The organism is Lentzea jiangxiensis (genome assembly GCF_900104175.1).
Classification (GTDB): Bacteria; Actinomycetota; Actinomycetes; order Mycobacteriales; family Pseudonocardiaceae; genus Lentzea; species Lentzea jiangxiensis.
Map to the genome: position 1 here is coordinate 26883 of NZ_FNIX01000018.1, position 17100 is coordinate 43982.

Sequence of the window (17100 nt, forward strand, 5' to 3'; positions counted from 1 at the left end):
AGAGATGGATTTGCTCGCTAGGCTCCGATGATGGACAGCAGCCGGCAGACCCGTGTGCGCCAGGCCTTCGACGACTTCTTCGCGACCGGCGAGCCGAAGTCCCCGAGCTGGGTGCTCGACCTGTTCGGGCACACGGCCTCCACAGTGCCCGCCTACCGGGACCTGCTGGCGGAGAACGGGATCGAGCCCGCGTCGATCACGACGTTCGAGGACTTCCAGCGGCTGCCGTTGCTCGACAAGGCGAACTACCACGAGCGGTACCCGTTGCCGGAGCTGTGCCGCGACGGATCGCTCACCGGCTGCGACATGATCGCGGTGTCGTCCGGGTCGAGCGGGCGGCCGACGGTCTGGCCGCGGGCGCTCGAGGACGAGCTGCACGTCGCGCGGCGCTTCGAGCAGGTGCTCGTCGACGGGTTCGGGGCGGACGAGCGGACGACGCTCGCCGTGGTGTGCTTCCCTCTCGGCACGTGGGTCGGCGGGCTGTTCACGCAGGCGTGCGTGCGGCACCTCGCGGCGAAGGGCTGCCCGATCACGGTCGTGGCGCCGGGCAACAACAAGGCGGAGATCCTGCGCGTGCTGCCGGAACTGGCGCCGCACTTCGAGCAGGTCGTGGTCCTGGGCTACCCGCCGTTCGTGAAGGACGTCGTCGACACCGGTGTCGCGGAGGGCGTCGACTGGCCCGCGTACCGGATCAAGCTCGTGCTGGCCGGAGAGGTGTTCAGCGAGCAGTGGCGCGACCTGGTGTCCCGGCGCGCGGGCATCGCCGATCCCGTCCGCGACGTCGCTTCCCTCTACGGCACAGCGGATTCCGGCGTGCTGGGCAACGAGACCCCGCTGTCGGCGAGCATCCGGCGGTTCCTCGCGGACCGGCCCGCTCTGGCGCGCGAGGTCTTCGGTGACCCACGGCTGCCGACCCTCGTGCAGTACGACCCGGCGAGCCGGTTCTTCGAGGTGCACGACGGCATGCTGGTGTTCACCGCGGACGGCGGGATCCCGCTGATCCGCTACCGGATCGCCGACGAGGGCGGGCTGCTGGAGCACGGCGCGTTGCTCGAACTGTGCGCCCGCAACGGCTTCACTCCCCCGCCGGGACCGGAGCTGCCGTTCGTGTTCCTGTTCGGGCGGTCGCTGTTCACGGTGTCGTTCTTCGGCGCGAACATCTACCCCGAGAACGTGGCGGTCGGCTTGGAACAGCCGGGGATCAGCGAGGTCGTCACGGGCAAGTTCGTGGTCGAATCCGTCGAGGACGAAGATCGCGATCGGCGGCTGCGGATCACGGTCGAGACCGCGCCGGGCGCGACCGCGGACGCGGCGGAGGTCGCCGAGTCGATCCGCGCCCAGCTGCTGCGGCTCAACAGCGAGTACGCGCACTACGTGCCCGCCGAACGGCAGCTGCCCGAGGTCGTGCTGAGGCCGGCCGGCGACCCCGAGCACTTCCCCACCGGCGTGAAGCACAGGTACACCCGACGGGCGTGAAAAGCGCTTTGCGCCACGCAGCAATAGCTTTCCCGGATTCCCCTCCCTGCCTGGAGTGGCGTTGCTGACGACCCGGCGGCAGGGTTGTCGGTGCCGCACCAGCAGACGTCGCCGGGGTCAGCCCTGCCCGGCAGGAACTGGGACTCGGCGGCGCTTCCACAGCCCGGCCACGCACGCGGCGAGGGCGGCACCCGTGAGCAGGACGTGGACGGCGCCGCCGAACCTCGTCGCGAACGTCAGGTCCGTGCGCAGCGGCACGCTGTCGACCATCAGGTCGTCGGTGAACATCCCGGTCGACCGCACCACGCTGCCGTCCGGCCGCACCACCGCGCTCACGCCGCTGATAGCCGCGACCACGACCGCCCTGCCGTGCTCGACGGCGCGCAGGCGGGCCATCCCGAGCTGCTGGTAGGTCATCTCGCCTCGGCCGTACCAGGCGTTGTTCGTCGGAACGACCAGCACCTGAGCACCCGCGGCCGCGCTCTCGCGCAGGACGTAGTCGTAGGCGACCTCGTAGCAGATGCCGACGCCCACGCGCGTGCCCGCGATGTCCAGCGCACCCGGTTCGGTGCCCGCCTCGAGGTCCGCTTGGTCGGCGAACGGCGTCACGAGCCGCGCCAGCGGGCGCAGCGGGATGTGCTCGGCGAACGGGACGAGCTCCTGCTTCGCGTACGACCGCCCCGCGCCGGTCACGGGGTCCCAGGCGATGACGGCGTTCTCCGCACCGCGCAACGCGCTCACGAGGGTCGGCACGCCGAGGTCGCGGATGGCGCCGTCGAGCACCGGGTCGCGGTCGCGGGTCCTGGTCGCGCTCTCCGGCCACACCACGAGGTCCGGCTCGGGCAGCGCGCCGCCGCGGACCAGCGCGGCCAGTTCGGCGGTCTTGCGCAGGTGGTTGTCGCGCAGGGTGGCGCCCTCGCTGAGCAGGCCGAGGCCGAGGTCGGGCGCGTTGCCCTGCACGACGGCGACGGTGCGCTGCCCGGCCTGGGCGTCGACCGAGATCAGCGGGCCCGCGGCGAGCGCGGCGACGATCGGCACGAGCGCCCACGCGCGGGTCCACCGGGGCAGCCAGGCGGCCAGGCCGAAGCCGGTGACGACCACCGCGAACGTCACCAGCGGCGCCCCGCCGACCACGGCGAGCCGCCCGAACGGCCCGTCGACCTGGCCGAACGCGACGCGGCCCCACGGGAAGCCGTTGAACGGGACGAGGCCGCGCAGGGTCTCCTGCAGCACGAACAGCAGCGCCGCCCACACCGGTGCCGCGGGCAACTGTGCCACCAGCGGGAACAGCGCGCAGACGCCGCCGATGAACAGCGCCATCAACGCGCTGAGCACGAGCCACGGCCAGGGGCCGAAGTCGGTGCCGAGGAAGTGCTGGATCCACCACAGGTGCGGCAGGAAGAACGCGAAGCCGAAGACGAACCCGAGACGGCCCGAGTGCCGGCCGTTCCTCAGGACGAGCCACAGCACGACGAACGCGGGCACGGCCAGCCACCAGAGCGTGCGCGGCGGGAAGCTCAGCGCCAGCGCTCCGCCGGACAGCGCGGCCGCGCCGTAGCGGACGAGATCAGCTCTGCGCAACGGACACCCTCGCCCGGCGCAGGACGACGTACGCGCCCGCCACCAGGGCGATCCCGAGCACGTAGGCCGCGATCAGCTCGGCGACGCGACCCGAGAAGTCACCCGCGAGCGGCGGCACCAGCAGCGCGAACACCCCGGCGACCGCGGCGACCCTCGTGCGCCACGGCCCGTCCGGCAGGCACGCGGCCAGCGGCAGCACCGCCCACAGCAGGTACCACGGCTGGATCACCGGCCCCAGCACCACGATCAGGCTCATCATCATCCCCAGCGCCGTCACCTCGGAGATCCCGCCGCGCAGGTGGCGGTGCACCACCACGGCCACGCCGCACAGGATCAGCACGAGCCCCGCGATCCGTGCCGAGGAAATTATCGCCTGACCGCTCTGCGGCCCGAACACCGCACCCGCCAGGTAGCCGGGCCAGTTGGTCGGCGCCATCCAGCTGTTGATCTTCGACGGCGTGCCGAGCGCCCGCACCCAGCCGAAGCCGGAGCCTCCGGCCAGTGACGTCAGGGCCGAGACCGCGGCGGCGGCGACCACCATGGACAGTCCCGCGAGGACGAACCTCACCAGGCCTCCGCCCAGTCGCCGGGCCAGTGCGGTGCCGACGACCGCGAGCGCGACGAGCGCGGGCAGCTTGACCTGTGCGCCGAGTCCGATGAGGACGACGCCGGCCGTGAACTGCCACCACTGCACGCCGGGCAGCGCGGTGAGGGCCACGACGGTGCCGGACAGCATGAGCCCGAGCATCAGGGCGTCGTTGTGGACACCGCCGATGAGGTGCCACAGCACCAGTGGGTTCAGCACACCCAGCCACAGCGCCGCGCGTTCGTCGACACCGGCGATCTTCGCGAGCCTCGGCACCGACCAGACCACGAGCAGCAGGCCCAGCACCGACACCAGCCGGTACAGCCCGATGCCCAGGACCGGGTCGCCGCTCGTGACCTCGGCGATGACGCGTTCGACCGTGCCGAACAGCGGCCCGTACGGCGACGGGGTCTCGCGCCAGTAGGAGCCGACCCGTGCGACGGCCTCCGCACTCGCCCCCGCCGCCGGGCTGACCACGTTCGGGTCGAGCCCCCGCGCGGCCACCTCCCCCTGGGCGAGGTAGCTGAAGACGTCGCGGTTGAACAGCGGCGGGGCCACCAGCAGCGGCCCGCACCACCACGCCAGCGTCCGGCGCAGCCACACCGGGTCCGGCAGCGCGTTCCTCAGCAGCACCCACGCCAGCACGACCAGCCCGGCACCCGCGATCGCCGCGCCCAGCGCGAGCGGCGGTGCCCCGGCGCTCACCGCCCACGCCCCGGCCGTGAGCAGGAGCGCGCCGCCGAAGCCCGTCCAGCGCACCAGGTCCGGGGCGTCGTCCCGGGTGGCGGGGGTGACGGTGGTGGGCCAGCGGTAGGTGACGGTCTGCACGGAAGAGACAGTGCTGTCCGGACCGGTCGTCACGCGTCCGACTGTGGTCGCGTTCCCACGTACGACTTGAGGATGATCTTTCGGAAACGGGTTTCGCGGCTCAACTCCCGGCGAAGTCGTGCGTCATCCACACGGTTTCCTCGGCGTCGCGGATCACGACCCCGGAGATCGGGTCGACGGCGTCCTCGACAGGATCGCCCGTGCCGACGTTCTCGGCGACGGAACTCCACCGCACGTCCGCCGCGGTGCTGCTCTGATGAACCCCCGACAGCCCAGCTCGGGGACTAGGCTCGTCAGGTGATCCGTGAAGTGACGCTGCGCCCCGTCGAGGACGCCGATTTCGACGCGTTGTTCGAGTTCATGCGCGACCCCGAATCGGTCAGGATGGCCGCGTTCACCGCGCAGGACCCCGACGACCGGGAGGCGTTCGAGGCGCACCTGCGGCGCAACCTCGCGAACCCGGACACCACGAACCGGGTGATCGTCGGCGACGGGCGGGTCGTCGGCAGCATCGCGAGCTTCGTCATCGAGGGCGACACCGAGATCACCTACTGGGTCGACCGCTCCGTCTGGGGGCAGGGCGTCGCCGGGCGGGCGGTGGAGCTGCTGCTGCGGGAAGTCACCACGAGGCCGGTGCACGCGCGGGTCGCGAGTGACAACGCCGGGTCGCGGCGGGTGCTGTTGCGGGCGGGCTTCGAGGTGGTCGGCACGGACGTGGGGTACGCCAACGCGCGCAAGGCCGAGGTCGAGGAGACGATCCTCAAGCTCGGCTGACGAACTCCTCGGTGCCCAGGACGCCGAGCAGTTGCAGCTTGTCGAACGCCTCGGTGCGCGGGGGTGCGGTCAGCACGAGCAGGGCCTGCGACTGGTCCTCGGTGAACAGCGCCTGGCAGTCGACCTCGATCGCGCCGAGCTGCGGGTGGATCAGCACCTTGTGGTCCTCGTAGCGCTTGGCGACCTCGTGCCGTTCCCACAGCCGCGCGAACTCGGCGCTTTCCTTCTGCAGCACGCGGACCAGCTCGCCTGCCCGTGAACGCGCGCCCATCGAGGCGTACGCGGCGCGCAGGCTCGCCACCTGGGCGCGGCTCTGCCGCTCGCGGTCGTCCTCGGGGTAGACCAGGCGCTCGCGCGGGTCGGTGAACCAGCGGTAGATCCCGCTGCGGGCGAGGCCGGTGAAGTGCGAGGAGTCGCCGTAGAGCGCCTCGGCGAACCTGTTCTGCACCAGGACCTCGCCGAGGTTCGACAGGATCAGCGCCGGGGTGTCGGTGATGCGGTCCAGCACGCGCTGCAACGCCGGCGCGACGTGCGTGGTGGTGACCTGGGGCGACGGGGCGTTGCGACCGGCGACGCGGAACAGGTAGTCGCGTTCGTCACCGGTCAGCCGCAGCGCGCGGGCGAGAGAGGTCAGCATGTGCTCGCTCGGCTGCGGGCCGCGTCGCTGCTCCAGGCGCGTGTAGTAGTCCGTCGACATGGCGGCCAGCGCCGCGACCTCCTCGCGCCGCAACCCCGTCGCCCGCCTGCGCGCGCCGGCGGGCAGCCCGACGTCCTGCGGCCGCAGTTCCTCCCGGCGGCGGCGCAGGAAGGCCGCGAGCTCCACCCGATCCATGCACTCCAGTATCCGGGGCCCGGCGCGCCGTGCCAGGGATCGCCGATCCCCCGATAAGCGCTCTCTGCCGCACGTCGGCGGAAGGTCCGAAGCTCGGTGCATGGACATCACCGGAAACACCGTCTTCATCCCCGGCGCCACCAGCGGCATCGGCCTGGCGCTGGCCCTCGCCCTGCGGGAGCGCGGCAACACCGTCGTCGTCGGTGGCCGGCGCACCGAACTGCTCGACCGGATCGCCGCCGAGCACCCCGGTGTCCACACCGTGCGCGTCGACACCACCGACGCCGGCAGCGTCGAGGCCGCGGCCGCGGACGTCCTCGGCCGGTTCCCCGGCCTGAACGTGCTGATCACCATGGCCGGCGTCATGCGCGTCGAGGACTGGCACCGCCCCGAGTCGTTCCTGGCCTCCGCCGAGAACACGATCACCACCAACGTCCTCGGCCCGATCCGCCTGATCGCCGCGTTCGTCGAGCACTTCCAGACGCTCCCGGACGCCACGATCATGACCGTCTCCTCCGGCCTCGCCTTCGCGCCGCTGAAGATCACGCCGAGCTACAACGCCTCCAAGGCGGCGATCCACATGCTCAGCGAGACCCTGCGCCTGCAGCTCGCGGACACGTCGGTGCGGGTCGTGGAACTGGAGCCGCCGGCGGTGCGGACCGACCTCCTGCCCGGCCACGCCGAGAACGAGCACGCGATGCCGCTCGACGAGTACGTCGCCGAGGTCATGGGCCTCATCGAGACCCAGCCCGACGCCAGGGAGATCCAGGTCGAGAGCGTGAAGTTCCTGCGCTACGGCGAAGCGCGGGGCGACTACGACCAGGTGGTCGCGGCGATCAACGCCGAGGACCCGCACGGCAAGTGACACCCGTCCCCGCGTCCCAGACGATGATCTTCCGTGCGACGCCGTCCACGCGGTCGTGACCTCCGCCGGTAGCGTGATGCCATGCCACAGATCACCGTCGAGTACTCCCCCGAGCTGCGCGGGGCGTTCGACCGCCGCGGGTTCGCCATCGCCCTGCACAACGCGCTGTCGCCGTTGGTCAGCGCCGATGTCGCCGAGTTCAAGACGCGGTTCCGGCAGATCGAGGAGATCGTGGTCGGCGACGGGTCACCCGTCGCGATCGTGCACGTGCGGGTCGGGTTGCTCACGGGCCGGCCCGTCGAGCTCAAGCAGCAGGTCGGGCAGGCGGGCGTGGATCTCCTGCGCGACCACCTCAAGCCCGTCGAAGGGGTTCCCGCGCAGGTGTCGCTCGAGGTGTACGACCTGGATCGCGAGCAGTACCGCAAGCTGGTGCTGTGACGGCCTCGCGGAGCGGGGACCCCCTGGGCGAGGTCTGACGGCGGCTGGCCGCACCGGCAGTTTCGGCCCGAACACTACCTCGAAGTCCCTCGCTGTCCGACACTGTCCGGGTCGGTCAGGTGTGCGAAGTCGGTGGGCCGCAACGGGTCCCGGACAAGAGGTGACGATCACTTGGCAACCGGGGACGAACCACTGCACTTCCGGGTCCTGGGGACGTTCGAGGTCACCCGCGGAGCACGAAGATGCACGCCGACGGCGCAGAAGCAACGGGCGTTGCTCGCTCTGCTCGCGTTGCACGCCAACGAGTTCGTGCCGACCAGCCGCATCGTGGACCAGCTGTGGGCGCGGGCGGCGCCCCGGTCGGCTGTCGCCGCGCTGCACGGGTACGTGACGGCGGTGCGGCGCGTGCTCACGCCGGGGTTCTCCAGCGGGCGTGCCTCGCACCCCGTGCTCAGCACCCGTCCGTCCGGGTACGTGCTGCACCTGGAACCGCACCAGCTCGACCTGACCCGGTTCCGGCAGCTCGCGAGGCACGGGCAGGCGGCGGTCGCGGCCGGTGACTGCGCCAGGGCCAGGGAGATCTTCACGTCCGCGCTCGCGTTGTGGCGCGGCTCGCCGCTCGCGGACCTGCGCGAGACCGGGTTGTTCGACCACGACATCTCCCGGCTGGAGAAGGAGTACCTCGCACTGCTGCGCGACCGCTTCGACGTCGTGCTCTGCCGCGGTGACGGGCACCTGGCGGTGTGCGACCTGGAGGAGCTGTGCGGGACCCACCCGTTGTGGGAGAGGTTCCACGAGCAGCTGATGCTCGCGCTGTGCCAGGCGGAGCGGCGCGCGGACGCGTTGGCGGCCTATGCGAGGGCGTACCGGGCGCTGTCGAGCCACGCGGGGATCGAGCCGGGGCCGCGGCTGCGGGCCCTGCACCAGGCCGTCCTCAACGGCGACGACCCGTTCGTGACGGGGCACAGGCACGATCGCGCGCTGTCCGCGTCACGGATGGAGCCCACCGCCTTCCCGTAGCCGCCAGTCGAGCAGCCGCCGGTAGAACACCAGCGGCTCGGCTTCGGCCACGTCGGCGCGCGTGACCTCGCCGATCAGCACGGTGTGGTCGCCGTGGTCGAACACGGCGGTCGGGGTGCAGCGCAGGTAGATCGGGGCCGCACGGAGGCGAGGCACCGCCGCGTCCCACTCCCAGGCGAGGCCCGTGAACTTGTCGGCGCCGCGGCTCGCGAACGTCCGCGCGACGTCTTCCTGCGCGCTGCCGAGCACGTGCACGCCGAACGCGCCGCAACGAGCGAGCGGGTCGCGGCACCGCGAGGCGTGGTCGACGACGACCAGCACCGACGGCGGATCCACGCTGTACGAGCAGATCGACGACACAAGCAGTCCGCACGGCTCCCCTGCCGCCCGGCGGGTGGTGATCACCGCGAGACCCGACACCAGCCGGCTCATGGCGTCGGTGAACGCGGCCACCGCGACTCCGGCGGCCACGTCCCCCGTTGCTGTCACGGCGGTGCCTACCTGGCCGTCGCCGCGGCGCAGAGCTCCCTGCGCTGCCGGGCGTCCTCGTCGTCGGTGACGGCGAGGACCGCGTCGTAGTCGAGGATCGCCGCGTCCATGTCGCCGGACTCCTCGTACGCGACCGCGCGGTTGTAGCGGGCGTCCGGGGTGTCGTCGAGCGTGATCGCGCGGCTGAGGTAGCTGATCGCGTCGGTCAGCTCGCCGGACGCCACGGCGACCGTGCCGCGGATCGCCCACGCCTCGGCCAGCTCCTCGTTGCGCCGCACGGCTTCTTCGAGTGCCTCGGACGCCGCGGCGTACTGCTCCCGTTCGACGAGCAGCTGGCCCTTGAGGCACAACAGGTGCGCGTTGCCCGGCGCGAGTGCGAGGGCGGCGGCGATGTCCCGCTCCGCCGCGTCGAGGTCACCGGTGGCCAGCAGGTGCCCGGCGCGGTTGATCCTCGCGTCGACGTGCTTCGGGTCCAGCTCGATGACGTAGCCGAAGTCGGCCATGGCGCCTTCGACGTCGCCGAGGGCGAGGCGGGCGTCGGCGAGGTTGTAGTACGCCTCGGGGAACGGCGGCGACAGGCGCAGCGCCTCGCGGTAGGCGGCGATCGCCTCCTCGTCGCGGCCGAGCCTGCGCAGGACGTTGCCGACGTTGAAGTGGTGCTCGGGGAAGTTCGGGTCCCGCTCCAGGACGTAGGAGTAGTCGGCGAGCGCGTCCTCCAACCGGCCCATCGCGCCGTAGACCTGGGCCCGGTTGTAGCGCAGCACCAGGCGGTGCAGCACGTGCTCGTGCGGTTCGAGCTCCCGGTCCAGCCGCGCCATGCCGTCCTCGACGAGGGCGAGCGCGACCTCGGGCTTCTGCTCGCGCACCTCCACCAGCGCCAGGCCGTTGCGGGTGAAGACGGACTGGAACGCCTCCTTCTTCGGGTCGCCGAGCTGCGACGCGAGGGCGATCGCCAGGTTCATCCACGCCCGTGCGCGGACGTAGTCCCGTTCGGGTTCCGGGTAGTGGCGGGCGTGCAGCATCGCCGTCGAGTACGCCAGCTCCAGGTGCACCGCCGGGTCCGTCGACGCGGCGCGGCCCTCGACGTAGAGCTCCTCGGCCTCGTGCGCGCGTCCGACGGCCGCCAGCACGATGCCGGTCTGGAAGGTCAGGTGCCACCACAGGTCGGCGTCGGCCTCCCGGTCCGCCACCCGGCGCCCGCGCAGGCCGACGTCCGCCGCGGCCTGGTAGAGGCCGACCTTGTGGCAGTGGTCGAGCGCGAGGCGCAACGCCCGCGCGCCGGCTCCGGCGGGGTCGCTGCCGTGCTCCAGGTGGTACGGGATCGCCCCGAGCCGCAACGAGAACTCGTCCGACCGCGAGAGCTCTTCGGCGCGGGCGTCGTGCAGGGCCGCGCGGGCCTCGGCCGGCAGGGCGAGGTAGGCGGCGAGCAGGCGCGGGTCGTCGTCCGTGCCGTCACCGTCCACATAGGCCCGGGCGGGGTCGGCCGGCAGCAGGGGTTCCCCGGCCGGTTCCGCTTCGACCACCGTCGCGTGCGCGGCGATGGTCTTCGCCAGGGACACGTCGATCTCGCCACGCGGGTCGGCCAGCGGCGCGCTGCTCGTGCCCACGACCACGGTGAGGTCCGGGAGGTCCCGGCGCCGCAGCAGGACCGCGATGAACTCCTGGTCCGACGGGTCGGCCTCGTGGGCGTTCTCGACCACCAGCGTGCGCGGCCCGCCGCCGAGGGCGGCCAGGTAGTCGCGCAGCAGTTCGGCCAGGCCGTTCGCGATGTTGCGGGTGTGCAGCCGCGAGTAGTAGCGGGTGCGCTCGCTGTCCTGCACCGCCCATTCGAGGGTGTGCCACGCGCTCGGCACCCGCCCGGCCAGCTCGGGGGTGCTGGTGAGCAGCTCGATGTTGTGCCGCTCCGCCAGGTCCGGGCACCGCTGCAGCAGGTCGTCGGCGATCCGGCGCAGCAACGACCCCGCGGCGGTGTACGGCCCGCGCAACCGGCGGTGGGCGTCGACGACCGCCCAGATCGGCGGCACGTCCAGAGCGGCGAGCGCGTGGGCCCGGTCGCCGCGCCGGTCAGCGCGGATCCAGAAGCGGCTGTCCATGGTGCGTCCTTTCAGTGGATGACGTGGTGTGGACGAGGGTCGCGGCGCGCCTTCACGCGCTCGCGGACCACGAGCCAGCCGAGCACCGCGCACTGCGCGATCGCCACGCCGCCGAAGACGAGCGAGTCGAGCAGCTGGGTGGTGGACACCGCGTCCCCGGTGAGCCGGCCGACCACGCCGGTCACGAACCGGTACAGCACGGGGGCGCCGGCGAGCGCGAACGTCGTGAGGCTGGCCGTGTAGCCGACGACCACGAGCCACGAGTACCAGCGGGCCACCCTGCGGTCGACCGGGTGCAGCACCGACTCGTCCTCCTCCGGACGCCCGAACAGCCGCCGGACCCGGTTGCGGAAGATCCGTTGCGCCGCCCCGTGCAGGTCGACGCAGCCGAGCACCGTGCTGACCAGCACGTAGATGTCCGTGCGCAGGTAGAAGAAGAACTGCCAGACCACCCGCAGCAGTGCGGCGAACGCGACGGCGAGCAGGAACCGCCCCGGTCCGGACAGCGACCCGTCGGCGTGCCGCGTCAGGTCGGCCGCGACGGTGCACGCCGCGATCCCCAGGACGTCGGCGAGCAACCCGGCGACGATCGGCAGGTACCGCTGCCGCCGCGGCACGGCCACGAGACCGTCCAGGGACGTCTCCAGCACGATGAAGTAGAGCCGCCGGCCGACGCGCAACCTCGACCGGACGCCGAGCCTCCGCCCGGCGAGCGCGTGGAACGACTCGTGCAACAGGAGCAGCGGAACCGCGGCGACGAACAAACCGACCTGGATCACCATGTAGTAGTCGGAGAAGAAGATGTTGTGATAAGTCGGCCGCAGGTCCGCGTTGACGGCCATCGCGTACAACGCCCATCCGGCCAATGCCGCATAGAGCAACCACGCGATCGGCGAGAACAGAGCGGCGCCGAGGGCCGAAAAACGCACGGGTGCCGCCTCGATGACGACTTCCCCGGATTTGCGAACGAGGTCGAGCTCGTCGAGAGCGCCGACGACGTCCTCGATGTCGACGCTTTCCCCATAGGTCCGTTCGAACCATTCCGCCGCCTCGCGGGGAGTGTCGCCCGCGACCAGCCTGCGCACCAGCTCGGCGCCCTCACCGGGGAAGATGCCGTACGAGTCGACGTCGGCACGGCCGATGGTCACCTCGTCGCCGTCCTCCAGGAACACCAGCGGGTGCAACGGCACCGGCCGGTCAGGATCGAACTCGGTCACACGTTCCTCCCCGGTGTGAGATCGGGTGCGCCGGCCGACCGGGCCCGGCGCACCCGCGTCGCGCCTTAGGCCGGCTTGACGTTGTACTGCGAGCAGGCCGCCGCCGTCAGGCGAACCGGGCCCACCTTGCGAACCGTGATCTTCTTCATTTTCGCGCGGGTCTTCTCCACGTGAATCACCTCCTTGTAGCCGATACCGACATCCGAGAGTCTGCCCGCGCACTCCAAGAAAGCTCCAACGGAGTTCCAAAATTCCGGCGGCGCTTTGAGAACGGAAAATGAAATGGGCGAAATCACTCCGGCGAATGCCTTCCGGGGCGGCGCCGGGAGCCTCGTCCGGGACCGCGCGGGGAGGGATGAACTACGTTGGGCCCATGGAGATCCTGGACATCCCGGTCAGCACCCTCGCGGGCGAGCCCGGCGGCCTCGGCTCGTTGCGGGGCAAGGTGTTGCTCGTCGTGAACGTCGCCTCCCGCTGCGGTCTCACGCCGCAGTACGCGGGTCTGGAGCGCCTGCAGGAGAAGTACGGCGCGGAGGGCTTCTCCGTGGTCGGCTTCCCGTGCAACCAGTTCGCGGGTCAGGAGCCGGGCACGGCCGAGGAGATCGCCACGTTCTGCTCGGCCACGTACGGGGTGACGTTCCCCCTGTTCGAGAAGGTCGAGGTCAACGGCCCCGATCGCCACCCCGTCTACACCGAGCTCGTGAAGCACCCCGACGCCGAGGGCGTGGCGGGCGACGTGCAGTGGAACTTCGAGAAGTTCCTCGTCTCACGCGACGGACAGGTCATCGGCCGGTTCCGCCCGAGCGTCCAGCCCGAGGACACCGCGGTCATCGAGGCGGTCGAAGCGGCTCTGCGCTAGTCGGCACTTGCCGGAGCACCGTTCACCGTGGACAGTCGGGCGGTGCTCCGCCCGGGCGCGACGGGTACTGGGTGGGGTTGGTCCGGTAGTCCCACAGCAGCGCCTTCATGTACTCGCGGCGGCCGGGCAGGTCGATCACGGCCTGGTCGGCGAGCACCTGCTCGGGGTCGACGTGCTCCGGGTCCCGCACCCCCCGCGAGCCACTGCTGCCGGGTGCCGTCGAGGCCGAGGCCTGCTCGATGCTGTTCCTGGCCGAGAACAAGCGCCGGGTCTGGTGCGCCGCGAACGTCTGCGGCAACCGGGCCCGCGTCGCGCGGCACTACTCGCGCACGAAGGCCTGACGCCCGCAGGAGGACTGTCCCTTGCGGACGACCCGTCGCCGTTCGGCGAGCGGCAATCCGCACGGGAAGCCAAATGCTCCCGCAGGGGGAACACGGCGATCGGCGGTACGCGCTGCGGCGTCCGCCTCATCTTCACGCCTCGTGGTTTGGCGACGGACGTCAGCGGGCAAAGGATCGCTCATGATGGCGTCCTACTGGGAAACCGCCCGGACCGGTTTCCTGGCGTTCGTGGGCATCGGGTTGATGGTGCTCCTCCCCCTGGTCCTCCTGCACTACTTCCGCTTCCGGCGCGTCGAGCCGCGCCGGGCCTTCGTGCTCTACGGGCTGCTGCTCTACGGACTCGTGGCACTGGCGCTGATCTTCCTGCCGTTCCCGTCGGACGTGTCGAATCTGTGCACCGGCGACCGGATGCTGTCGACGGTGCCGTTCCAGTGGGTCACCGACATGAGCAACAACATGGCGGCCAACGGGCAGTCCGGCATCCTCGCGATGGTGAAGTCGCAGGCGTTCCTGCAGCAACTGTTCAACGTCGCGCTGTTCGTACCGCTGGGCGTGGTGCTGCGCAAGGCGTACGGCAAGGGGCCGCTGGCCGTCATCGCCATCAGCCTCGGCGTCTCGCTCGCCGTCGAGGTGGTGCAGTACACCGGCAACCTGGGCTTCTACCCGTGCCCCTACCGCATCGCCGACGTCGACGACCTGATCTCCAACACCTTCGGCGGCCTGCTGGGCTGGATGGTGGCGCCCGCCGCGCTCGTGGTGCCCAGGGTGCCCTCCTCCGGCGAGTCGGCCGCTTCGGACGACACCGTGACCTTGCCGCGCCGGATCCTCGGCCTCGTCGCCGAACTCGTCCTGGTGATCGCGATCGCGAAGCTGCTGCTGCACTCGGACCCGCGCTGGGCGGTGGCCGTGCTCGTGGCGTTCCGCGTCGTGCTGCCGGCCGCGGCGGGCGGGATGACGATCGGCGGGGTGCTGCTGAACTACCGGATCCGATCCGAGGACGGCACTCGCGCCAACCCGCTGCAGCTCGTCCTGCGCGAGCTGCTCGGCGTCACCGGGTTCGTCGCCTACGCCGCCGTCGTGTCGCCGTTGATCGACATCGGCTGGTGGGACCTCGTCGTGGCGGCGTTGTTCATCGGCGGCGCGTTCGTCGTGCCGGTGTTCCGGCGCGACCAGCGGGGCTGGCACGAGCGTGTGGCGCGCACGCGGGACGTGTTCACCGGCGTGACGGCCGGGTACCCCGAGCCCCATGACGACGTACACGCACACCGCTGAGGCCGACATCCCGGCCGACACGCTGTTCGGGTTCCTGGCCGAGCCGCGGAACCTGCCCCGCTACTTCCCGCAGATGACCGCCGCCGAACCCGAGGGCGGCGAGCAGGTCCACGTGGAGGCCGACGTGCACGGCCACCACGTGGAGGGCGAGGCGTGGCTGCGCCCGGACCCGCAGCGCCGGACCCTCGAGTGGGGCGCCGAGGGCCCGGACGACTACCACGGTGAGCTGCAGGTGGAGGAGGTCGCGCCGGGCCGGTCGCGGATCACGGTCAGCCTGCACAGCGTGCGGGAGGCGCAGGGCGACGAGGTGCAGCGGGGCCTCGAGCAGACGGTGGCCGTGCTGACGCAGACCGCGGCGGCCGACGACCGCGCGACGGACTGACGGCCGCACGAACGGGCTGCTCCCCCGGTCTCGCCACTGGCGGGGCCGGTGTTCTTCGCCCGGGTGGCGATCTTCCCCACGGCGCCGTCCGGTGAGGGACTGGGCGTAGCCGCGGAGGTGGGTGGACGGCTCCCGCGACGCCTGCGGGCGCACCCTGGACGCGAGGCCGAAAGCGGCAGCCGTTCACGCGTGCGTCCGGGGTCAGGGCAGCAGCCGGGGCACCGCTCTCACGTAGACGACCATGCCGACCACCTCGACCAACGTCTGCGTCACCACGACCGCGGCCGCGAGCTCGCCGGGCAACGCCAGCTCCAGCGGCAGCACGACGAGCGAGTTGCGCGTGGCACCGGTGAACACGATCCCGCGCGCTCCGGCGGTGTCGAGGCGGAACGCGCGGGCGACGACTCGGCCCGCGAAAGCCATGACCACCAGGAAGACCACGTAGATCGGCACGACGCGGGCGAGCAGGGGCAGGTCGTCGCCGAGCTTCGGCACCTGCGAGGCCACCACTGCGAACAGCGTGGCGGCCATGAGCGGCACCATCGTCGTGCTCAGGGCGTTGGCGACGGTCGCGGCCTTCGGCGCGGACTGCGTGAGCCACGCGAGGGTCAGCGGGATCGCGATCAGCACCACGAACGCCTCGGCGAACGGACCGGGGTCCACGACGTCGGCGCCGGATCCCAGGAACAGCAGGAGATAGCCCGGCAGCAGCACCAGTTGTGCGATCAGCAGCAACGGCGTGGCGGCCAGCAGCCGGCTGTCCGCGCCCGCCAGGCCGCTGAACACGATCACGTAGTCGACGCACGGGGTGAGCAGGACCAGCAGCACGCCCAGCCTCACCGCCTGGTCCGCAGGCACCAACGGCAGCAACGCGGCGACCACCAGTGGCACCACGGCGAAGTTGACCACCAGCGCGGCGGCCAGGAACCGGCCCGCCCGCAGCGAGCGTCCGAGCTCGGCCACCGGGACCTGGAGGAACGTGACGTAGAGGAGCAGGGCCAGCACGGGGTTGATGGCGTGCTCGAACCACGAGGCCGCCGCCGGCACCGCCCAGCCCGCCGCGAAGCCGGCCACCAGTGCGCCGAGGTAGACGGCGGCCTGGTGGCGTTCTGCGGTCGCCGCGAACCCCGGCACCTCACCCTCCCGATCGGACGGTCAGGAGGGTAGCCGCCGCGCCGGCGCGTCGAGCACCTCGGTGTGCGCGTCCGCCACCTCGACGGAGAGGCGCAGCGCGCCGCCGGCCGCGGTGAGGCCGGAGGTGGAGGAGGAACAGCAGCCGGTCTCGCGCATCGCCAGGTCCGCGGCCCTGCCCGCGACCTCCGGCCGCGGGCAGGACGTGCGTCGGGCGCTCCGCGCGGTCGCGGCAGAAGCGTCCGCCGGGAACCGGGTCCGCCGTTGTGCCGGGCAAGTCCACCTCCGGGGTTCGTCAGCCGAACCGGAGCGGTTTCCTCACGGGCTCCTCCAGGACACGCGACGCGAGCCACGCGAGGCCGTCGGCGGTGGCGGCCGGCGTGCCCGTCGGCTGGACGACGTGGCTGAGCACCGTGCGGGTCATGAGGTCGATCAGCACCTCGGCCTGCTCGGCGGTCAGGCCCGTGCGGTAGGTCTCGACGCGGGCCGCGAGCATCGCCTTGACCTCGATGAGCAGGGTCTCGGCCTGGGTGGTCAGCAGCGGCACGAGCTCGGTGTCGGCGCCGTGCGTGGCGGAGGCGATGGCACGCACCAGCAGGTTGCCGCGCGCGAGGTCGAGGACGTCGCGCACCGCGTCGTGGATCGCTTCGACGAGGTCGCCGGCGTGGCGGTCGAACGCGCCGCTGATCGCGGCGAGGAACCGGTGCAGCTCGTGGGCGAGCATCGCGTCGGCCAGCGCGTTCTTCGACCCGACCTCGTTGTAGACGGTCTGGCGGCTCACCCCGACCTGCTCGGCGAGCCGCGTCATGGTGACCGCGGCCCAGCCGTCGCGGGCGGTCATCTCGATCGCCGCCTCGACGATCGGCTGCCGCCGGCCGGAGGCCGCTGCTGGAGAGGTACCGCCCATGCCCCGATC

General features: G+C 71.8%; 20 protein-coding genes. 9 read left to right on the plus strand and 11 right to left on the minus strand.

What is annotated here, in order from left to right; genetic code table 11:
- The first annotated feature begins 30 nt into the window (after positions 1–30).
- The gene (locus BLQ91_RS31860) at positions 31–1476 is read left to right on the plus strand and encodes a phenylacetate--CoA ligase family protein (protein WP_176960061.1); all 1446 of its coding nucleotides are present in this window, start codon (positions 31–33) and stop codon (positions 1474–1476) included.
- A gap of 117 nt (positions 1477–1593) precedes the next feature.
- Here BLQ91_RS31860 and lnt read toward each other — a convergent pair whose 3' ends face one another.
- The 3 genes from lnt to BLQ91_RS43470 form a co-directional block, all read right to left on the minus strand.
- Positions 1594–3057 (minus strand): apolipoprotein N-acyltransferase, encoded by a 1464-nt coding sequence (gene lnt / locus BLQ91_RS31865; RefSeq protein ID WP_090102886.1) that lies wholly within the window; start codon positions 3055–3057, stop codon positions 1594–1596.
- The gene (mptB, locus tag BLQ91_RS31870; RefSeq protein ID WP_245733960.1) at positions 3044–4471 is read right to left on the minus strand and encodes a polyprenol phosphomannose-dependent alpha 1,6 mannosyltransferase MptB; all 1428 of its coding nucleotides are present in this window, start codon (positions 4469–4471) and stop codon (positions 3044–3046) included. The genes lnt and mptB overlap by 14 nt, the downstream gene beginning before the upstream one ends.
- 100 nt (positions 4472–4571) lie before the next feature.
- A complete protein-coding gene (locus BLQ91_RS43470) occupies positions 4572–4706 on the minus strand; it encodes a hypothetical protein (protein WP_281199706.1) in 135 nt (44 codons plus the stop codon).
- 62 nt (positions 4707–4768) lie between these two features.
- Between BLQ91_RS43470 and BLQ91_RS31875 the strand changes: the two genes are divergently transcribed.
- Positions 4769–5245 (plus strand): GNAT family N-acetyltransferase, encoded by a 477-nt coding sequence (locus BLQ91_RS31875; protein WP_245733961.1) that lies wholly within the window; start codon positions 4769–4771, stop codon positions 5243–5245.
- Here BLQ91_RS31875 and BLQ91_RS31880 read toward each other — a convergent pair.
- On the minus strand, positions 5232–6077 hold the full coding sequence (locus tag BLQ91_RS31880; RefSeq protein ID WP_090102889.1) for a helix-turn-helix transcriptional regulator: 846 nt from the start codon (positions 6075–6077) through the stop codon (positions 5232–5234). The genes BLQ91_RS31875 and BLQ91_RS31880 overlap by 14 nt on opposite strands.
- Positions 6078–6177: 100 nt before the next feature.
- Between BLQ91_RS31880 and BLQ91_RS31885 the strand changes: the two genes are divergently transcribed.
- The 3 genes from BLQ91_RS31885 (at position 6178) to BLQ91_RS31895 (ending at position 8400) form a co-directional block, all read left to right on the plus strand.
- Entirely contained in the window at positions 6178–6942 is a 765-nt protein-coding gene (locus BLQ91_RS31885) for an SDR family oxidoreductase (protein ID WP_090102891.1), read from the plus strand.
- Positions 6943–7023: 81 nt separating this feature from the next.
- Positions 7024–7380, plus strand: a complete 357-nt coding sequence (locus BLQ91_RS31890) for a 5-carboxymethyl-2-hydroxymuconate Delta-isomerase (protein WP_090102893.1) — start codon at positions 7024–7026, stop codon at positions 7378–7380.
- A 171-nt stretch (positions 7381–7551) separates the two neighbouring features.
- The gene (locus BLQ91_RS31895; protein ID WP_143022908.1) at positions 7552–8400 is read left to right on the plus strand and encodes an AfsR/SARP family transcriptional regulator; all 849 of its coding nucleotides are present in this window, start codon (positions 7552–7554) and stop codon (positions 8398–8400) included.
- Here BLQ91_RS31895 and BLQ91_RS31900 read toward each other — a convergent pair.
- From BLQ91_RS31900 to BLQ91_RS31910, 3 genes are read right to left on the minus strand one after another with little or no spacing between them, the layout of a single operon-like run.
- Positions 8371–8889 (minus strand): flavin reductase family protein, encoded by a 519-nt coding sequence (locus BLQ91_RS31900; protein WP_143022909.1) that lies wholly within the window; start codon positions 8887–8889, stop codon positions 8371–8373. The genes BLQ91_RS31895 and BLQ91_RS31900 overlap by 30 nt on opposite strands.
- 8 nt (positions 8890–8897) lie before the next feature.
- Positions 8898–10982 carry a tetratricopeptide repeat protein gene (locus tag BLQ91_RS31905; protein WP_090102900.1) on the minus strand — a complete coding sequence of 695 codons (2085 nt, stop codon included), beginning with the start codon at positions 10980–10982 and terminating at the stop codon, positions 8898–8900.
- A gap of 11 nt (positions 10983–10993) precedes the next feature.
- Positions 10994–12199, minus strand: coding sequence for a hypothetical protein (locus BLQ91_RS31910; protein WP_090102902.1), 1206 nt, complete (start codon positions 12197–12199; stop codon positions 10994–10996).
- A 373-nt stretch (positions 12200–12572) separates the two neighbouring features.
- Here BLQ91_RS31910 and BLQ91_RS31915 point away from each other — a divergent pair, with 373 nt between their 5' ends.
- A complete protein-coding gene (locus BLQ91_RS31915) occupies positions 12573–13058 on the plus strand; it encodes a glutathione peroxidase (RefSeq protein ID WP_090102904.1) in 486 nt (161 codons plus the stop codon).
- Positions 13059–13080: 22 nt separating this feature from the next.
- On the opposite strand, the gene BLQ91_RS43020 is transcribed toward BLQ91_RS31915, so the two are convergent.
- Positions 13081–13248 (minus strand): hypothetical protein, encoded by a 168-nt coding sequence (locus BLQ91_RS43020; protein ID WP_245733962.1) that lies wholly within the window; start codon positions 13246–13248, stop codon positions 13081–13083.
- A gap of 49 nt (positions 13249–13297) precedes the next feature.
- Here BLQ91_RS43020 and BLQ91_RS43025 point away from each other — a divergent pair, with 49 nt between their 5' ends.
- The 3 genes from BLQ91_RS43025 to BLQ91_RS31930 all read left to right on the plus strand — a co-directional run bounded on the left by BLQ91_RS43025 (position 13298) and on the right by BLQ91_RS31930 (position 15053).
- A complete protein-coding gene (locus tag BLQ91_RS43025) occupies positions 13298–13399 on the plus strand; it encodes a CGNR zinc finger domain-containing protein (RefSeq protein ID WP_240011749.1) in 102 nt (33 codons plus the stop codon).
- 180 nt (positions 13400–13579) lie between these two features.
- The gene (locus BLQ91_RS31925; RefSeq protein WP_090102908.1) at positions 13580–14671 is read left to right on the plus strand and encodes a VanZ family protein; all 1092 of its coding nucleotides are present in this window, start codon (positions 13580–13582) and stop codon (positions 14669–14671) included.
- A complete protein-coding gene (locus tag BLQ91_RS31930) occupies positions 14646–15053 on the plus strand; it encodes an SRPBCC family protein (protein ID WP_090102910.1) in 408 nt (135 codons plus the stop codon). The genes BLQ91_RS31925 and BLQ91_RS31930 overlap by 26 nt, the downstream gene beginning before the upstream one ends.
- A 201-nt stretch (positions 15054–15254) precedes the next feature.
- Here the strand turns inward: BLQ91_RS31930 and BLQ91_RS31935 are convergent, their stop codons facing one another.
- The 3 genes from BLQ91_RS31935 to BLQ91_RS31940 all read right to left on the minus strand — a co-directional run bounded on the left by BLQ91_RS31935 (position 15255) and on the right by BLQ91_RS31940 (position 17091).
- Positions 15255–16187, minus strand: a complete 933-nt coding sequence (locus tag BLQ91_RS31935; RefSeq protein WP_090102913.1) for an arsenic resistance protein — start codon at positions 16185–16187, stop codon at positions 15255–15257.
- 21 nt (positions 16188–16208) lie between these two features.
- Complete coding sequence (locus BLQ91_RS43475) at positions 16209–16343, minus strand: hypothetical protein (protein ID WP_281199707.1); 135 nt, start codon at positions 16341–16343, stop codon at positions 16209–16211.
- 136 nt (positions 16344–16479) lie between these two features.
- A complete protein-coding gene (locus BLQ91_RS31940) occupies positions 16480–17091 on the minus strand; it encodes a TetR/AcrR family transcriptional regulator (RefSeq protein ID WP_090102915.1) in 612 nt (203 codons plus the stop codon).
- Positions 17092–17100: the final 9 nt, after the last annotated feature.

Excerpts from the sequence above, each read along its gene's own strand:
- BLQ91_RS31860 (WP_176960061.1), top strand. The coding sequence starts at position 31 with ATGGACAGCAGCCGGCAGACCCGTGTGCGCCAGGCCTTCGACGACTTC.
- BLQ91_RS31880 (WP_090102889.1), bottom strand. The coding sequence starts at position 6,077 with ATGGATCGGGTGGAGCTCGCGGCCTTCCTGCGCCGCCGCCGGGAGGAA.
- BLQ91_RS31885 (WP_090102891.1), top strand. The coding sequence starts at position 6,178 with ATGGACATCACCGGAAACACCGTCTTCATCCCCGGCGCCACCAGCGGC.
- BLQ91_RS31890 (WP_090102893.1), top strand. The coding sequence starts at position 7,024 with ATGCCACAGATCACCGTCGAGTACTCCCCCGAGCTGCGCGGGGCGTTC.
- BLQ91_RS31905 (WP_090102900.1), bottom strand. The coding sequence starts at position 10,982 with ATGGACAGCCGCTTCTGGATCCGCGCTGACCGGCGCGGCGACCGGGCC.
- BLQ91_RS31915 (WP_090102904.1), top strand. The coding sequence starts at position 12,573 with ATGGAGATCCTGGACATCCCGGTCAGCACCCTCGCGGGCGAGCCCGGC.
- BLQ91_RS43025 (WP_240011749.1), top strand. The coding sequence starts at position 13,298 with ATGCTGTTCCTGGCCGAGAACAAGCGCCGGGTCTGGTGCGCCGCGAAC.
- BLQ91_RS31925 (WP_090102908.1), top strand. The coding sequence starts at position 13,580 with ATGATGGCGTCCTACTGGGAAACCGCCCGGACCGGTTTCCTGGCGTTC.
- BLQ91_RS31930 (WP_090102910.1), top strand. The coding sequence starts at position 14,646 with ATGACGACGTACACGCACACCGCTGAGGCCGACATCCCGGCCGACACG.
- BLQ91_RS43475 (WP_281199707.1), bottom strand. The coding sequence starts at position 16,343 with ATGCGCGAGACCGGCTGCTGTTCCTCCTCCACCTCCGGCCTCACCGCG.
- BLQ91_RS31940 (WP_090102915.1), bottom strand. The coding sequence starts at position 17,091 with ATGGGCGGTACCTCTCCAGCAGCGGCCTCCGGCCGGCGGCAGCCGATC.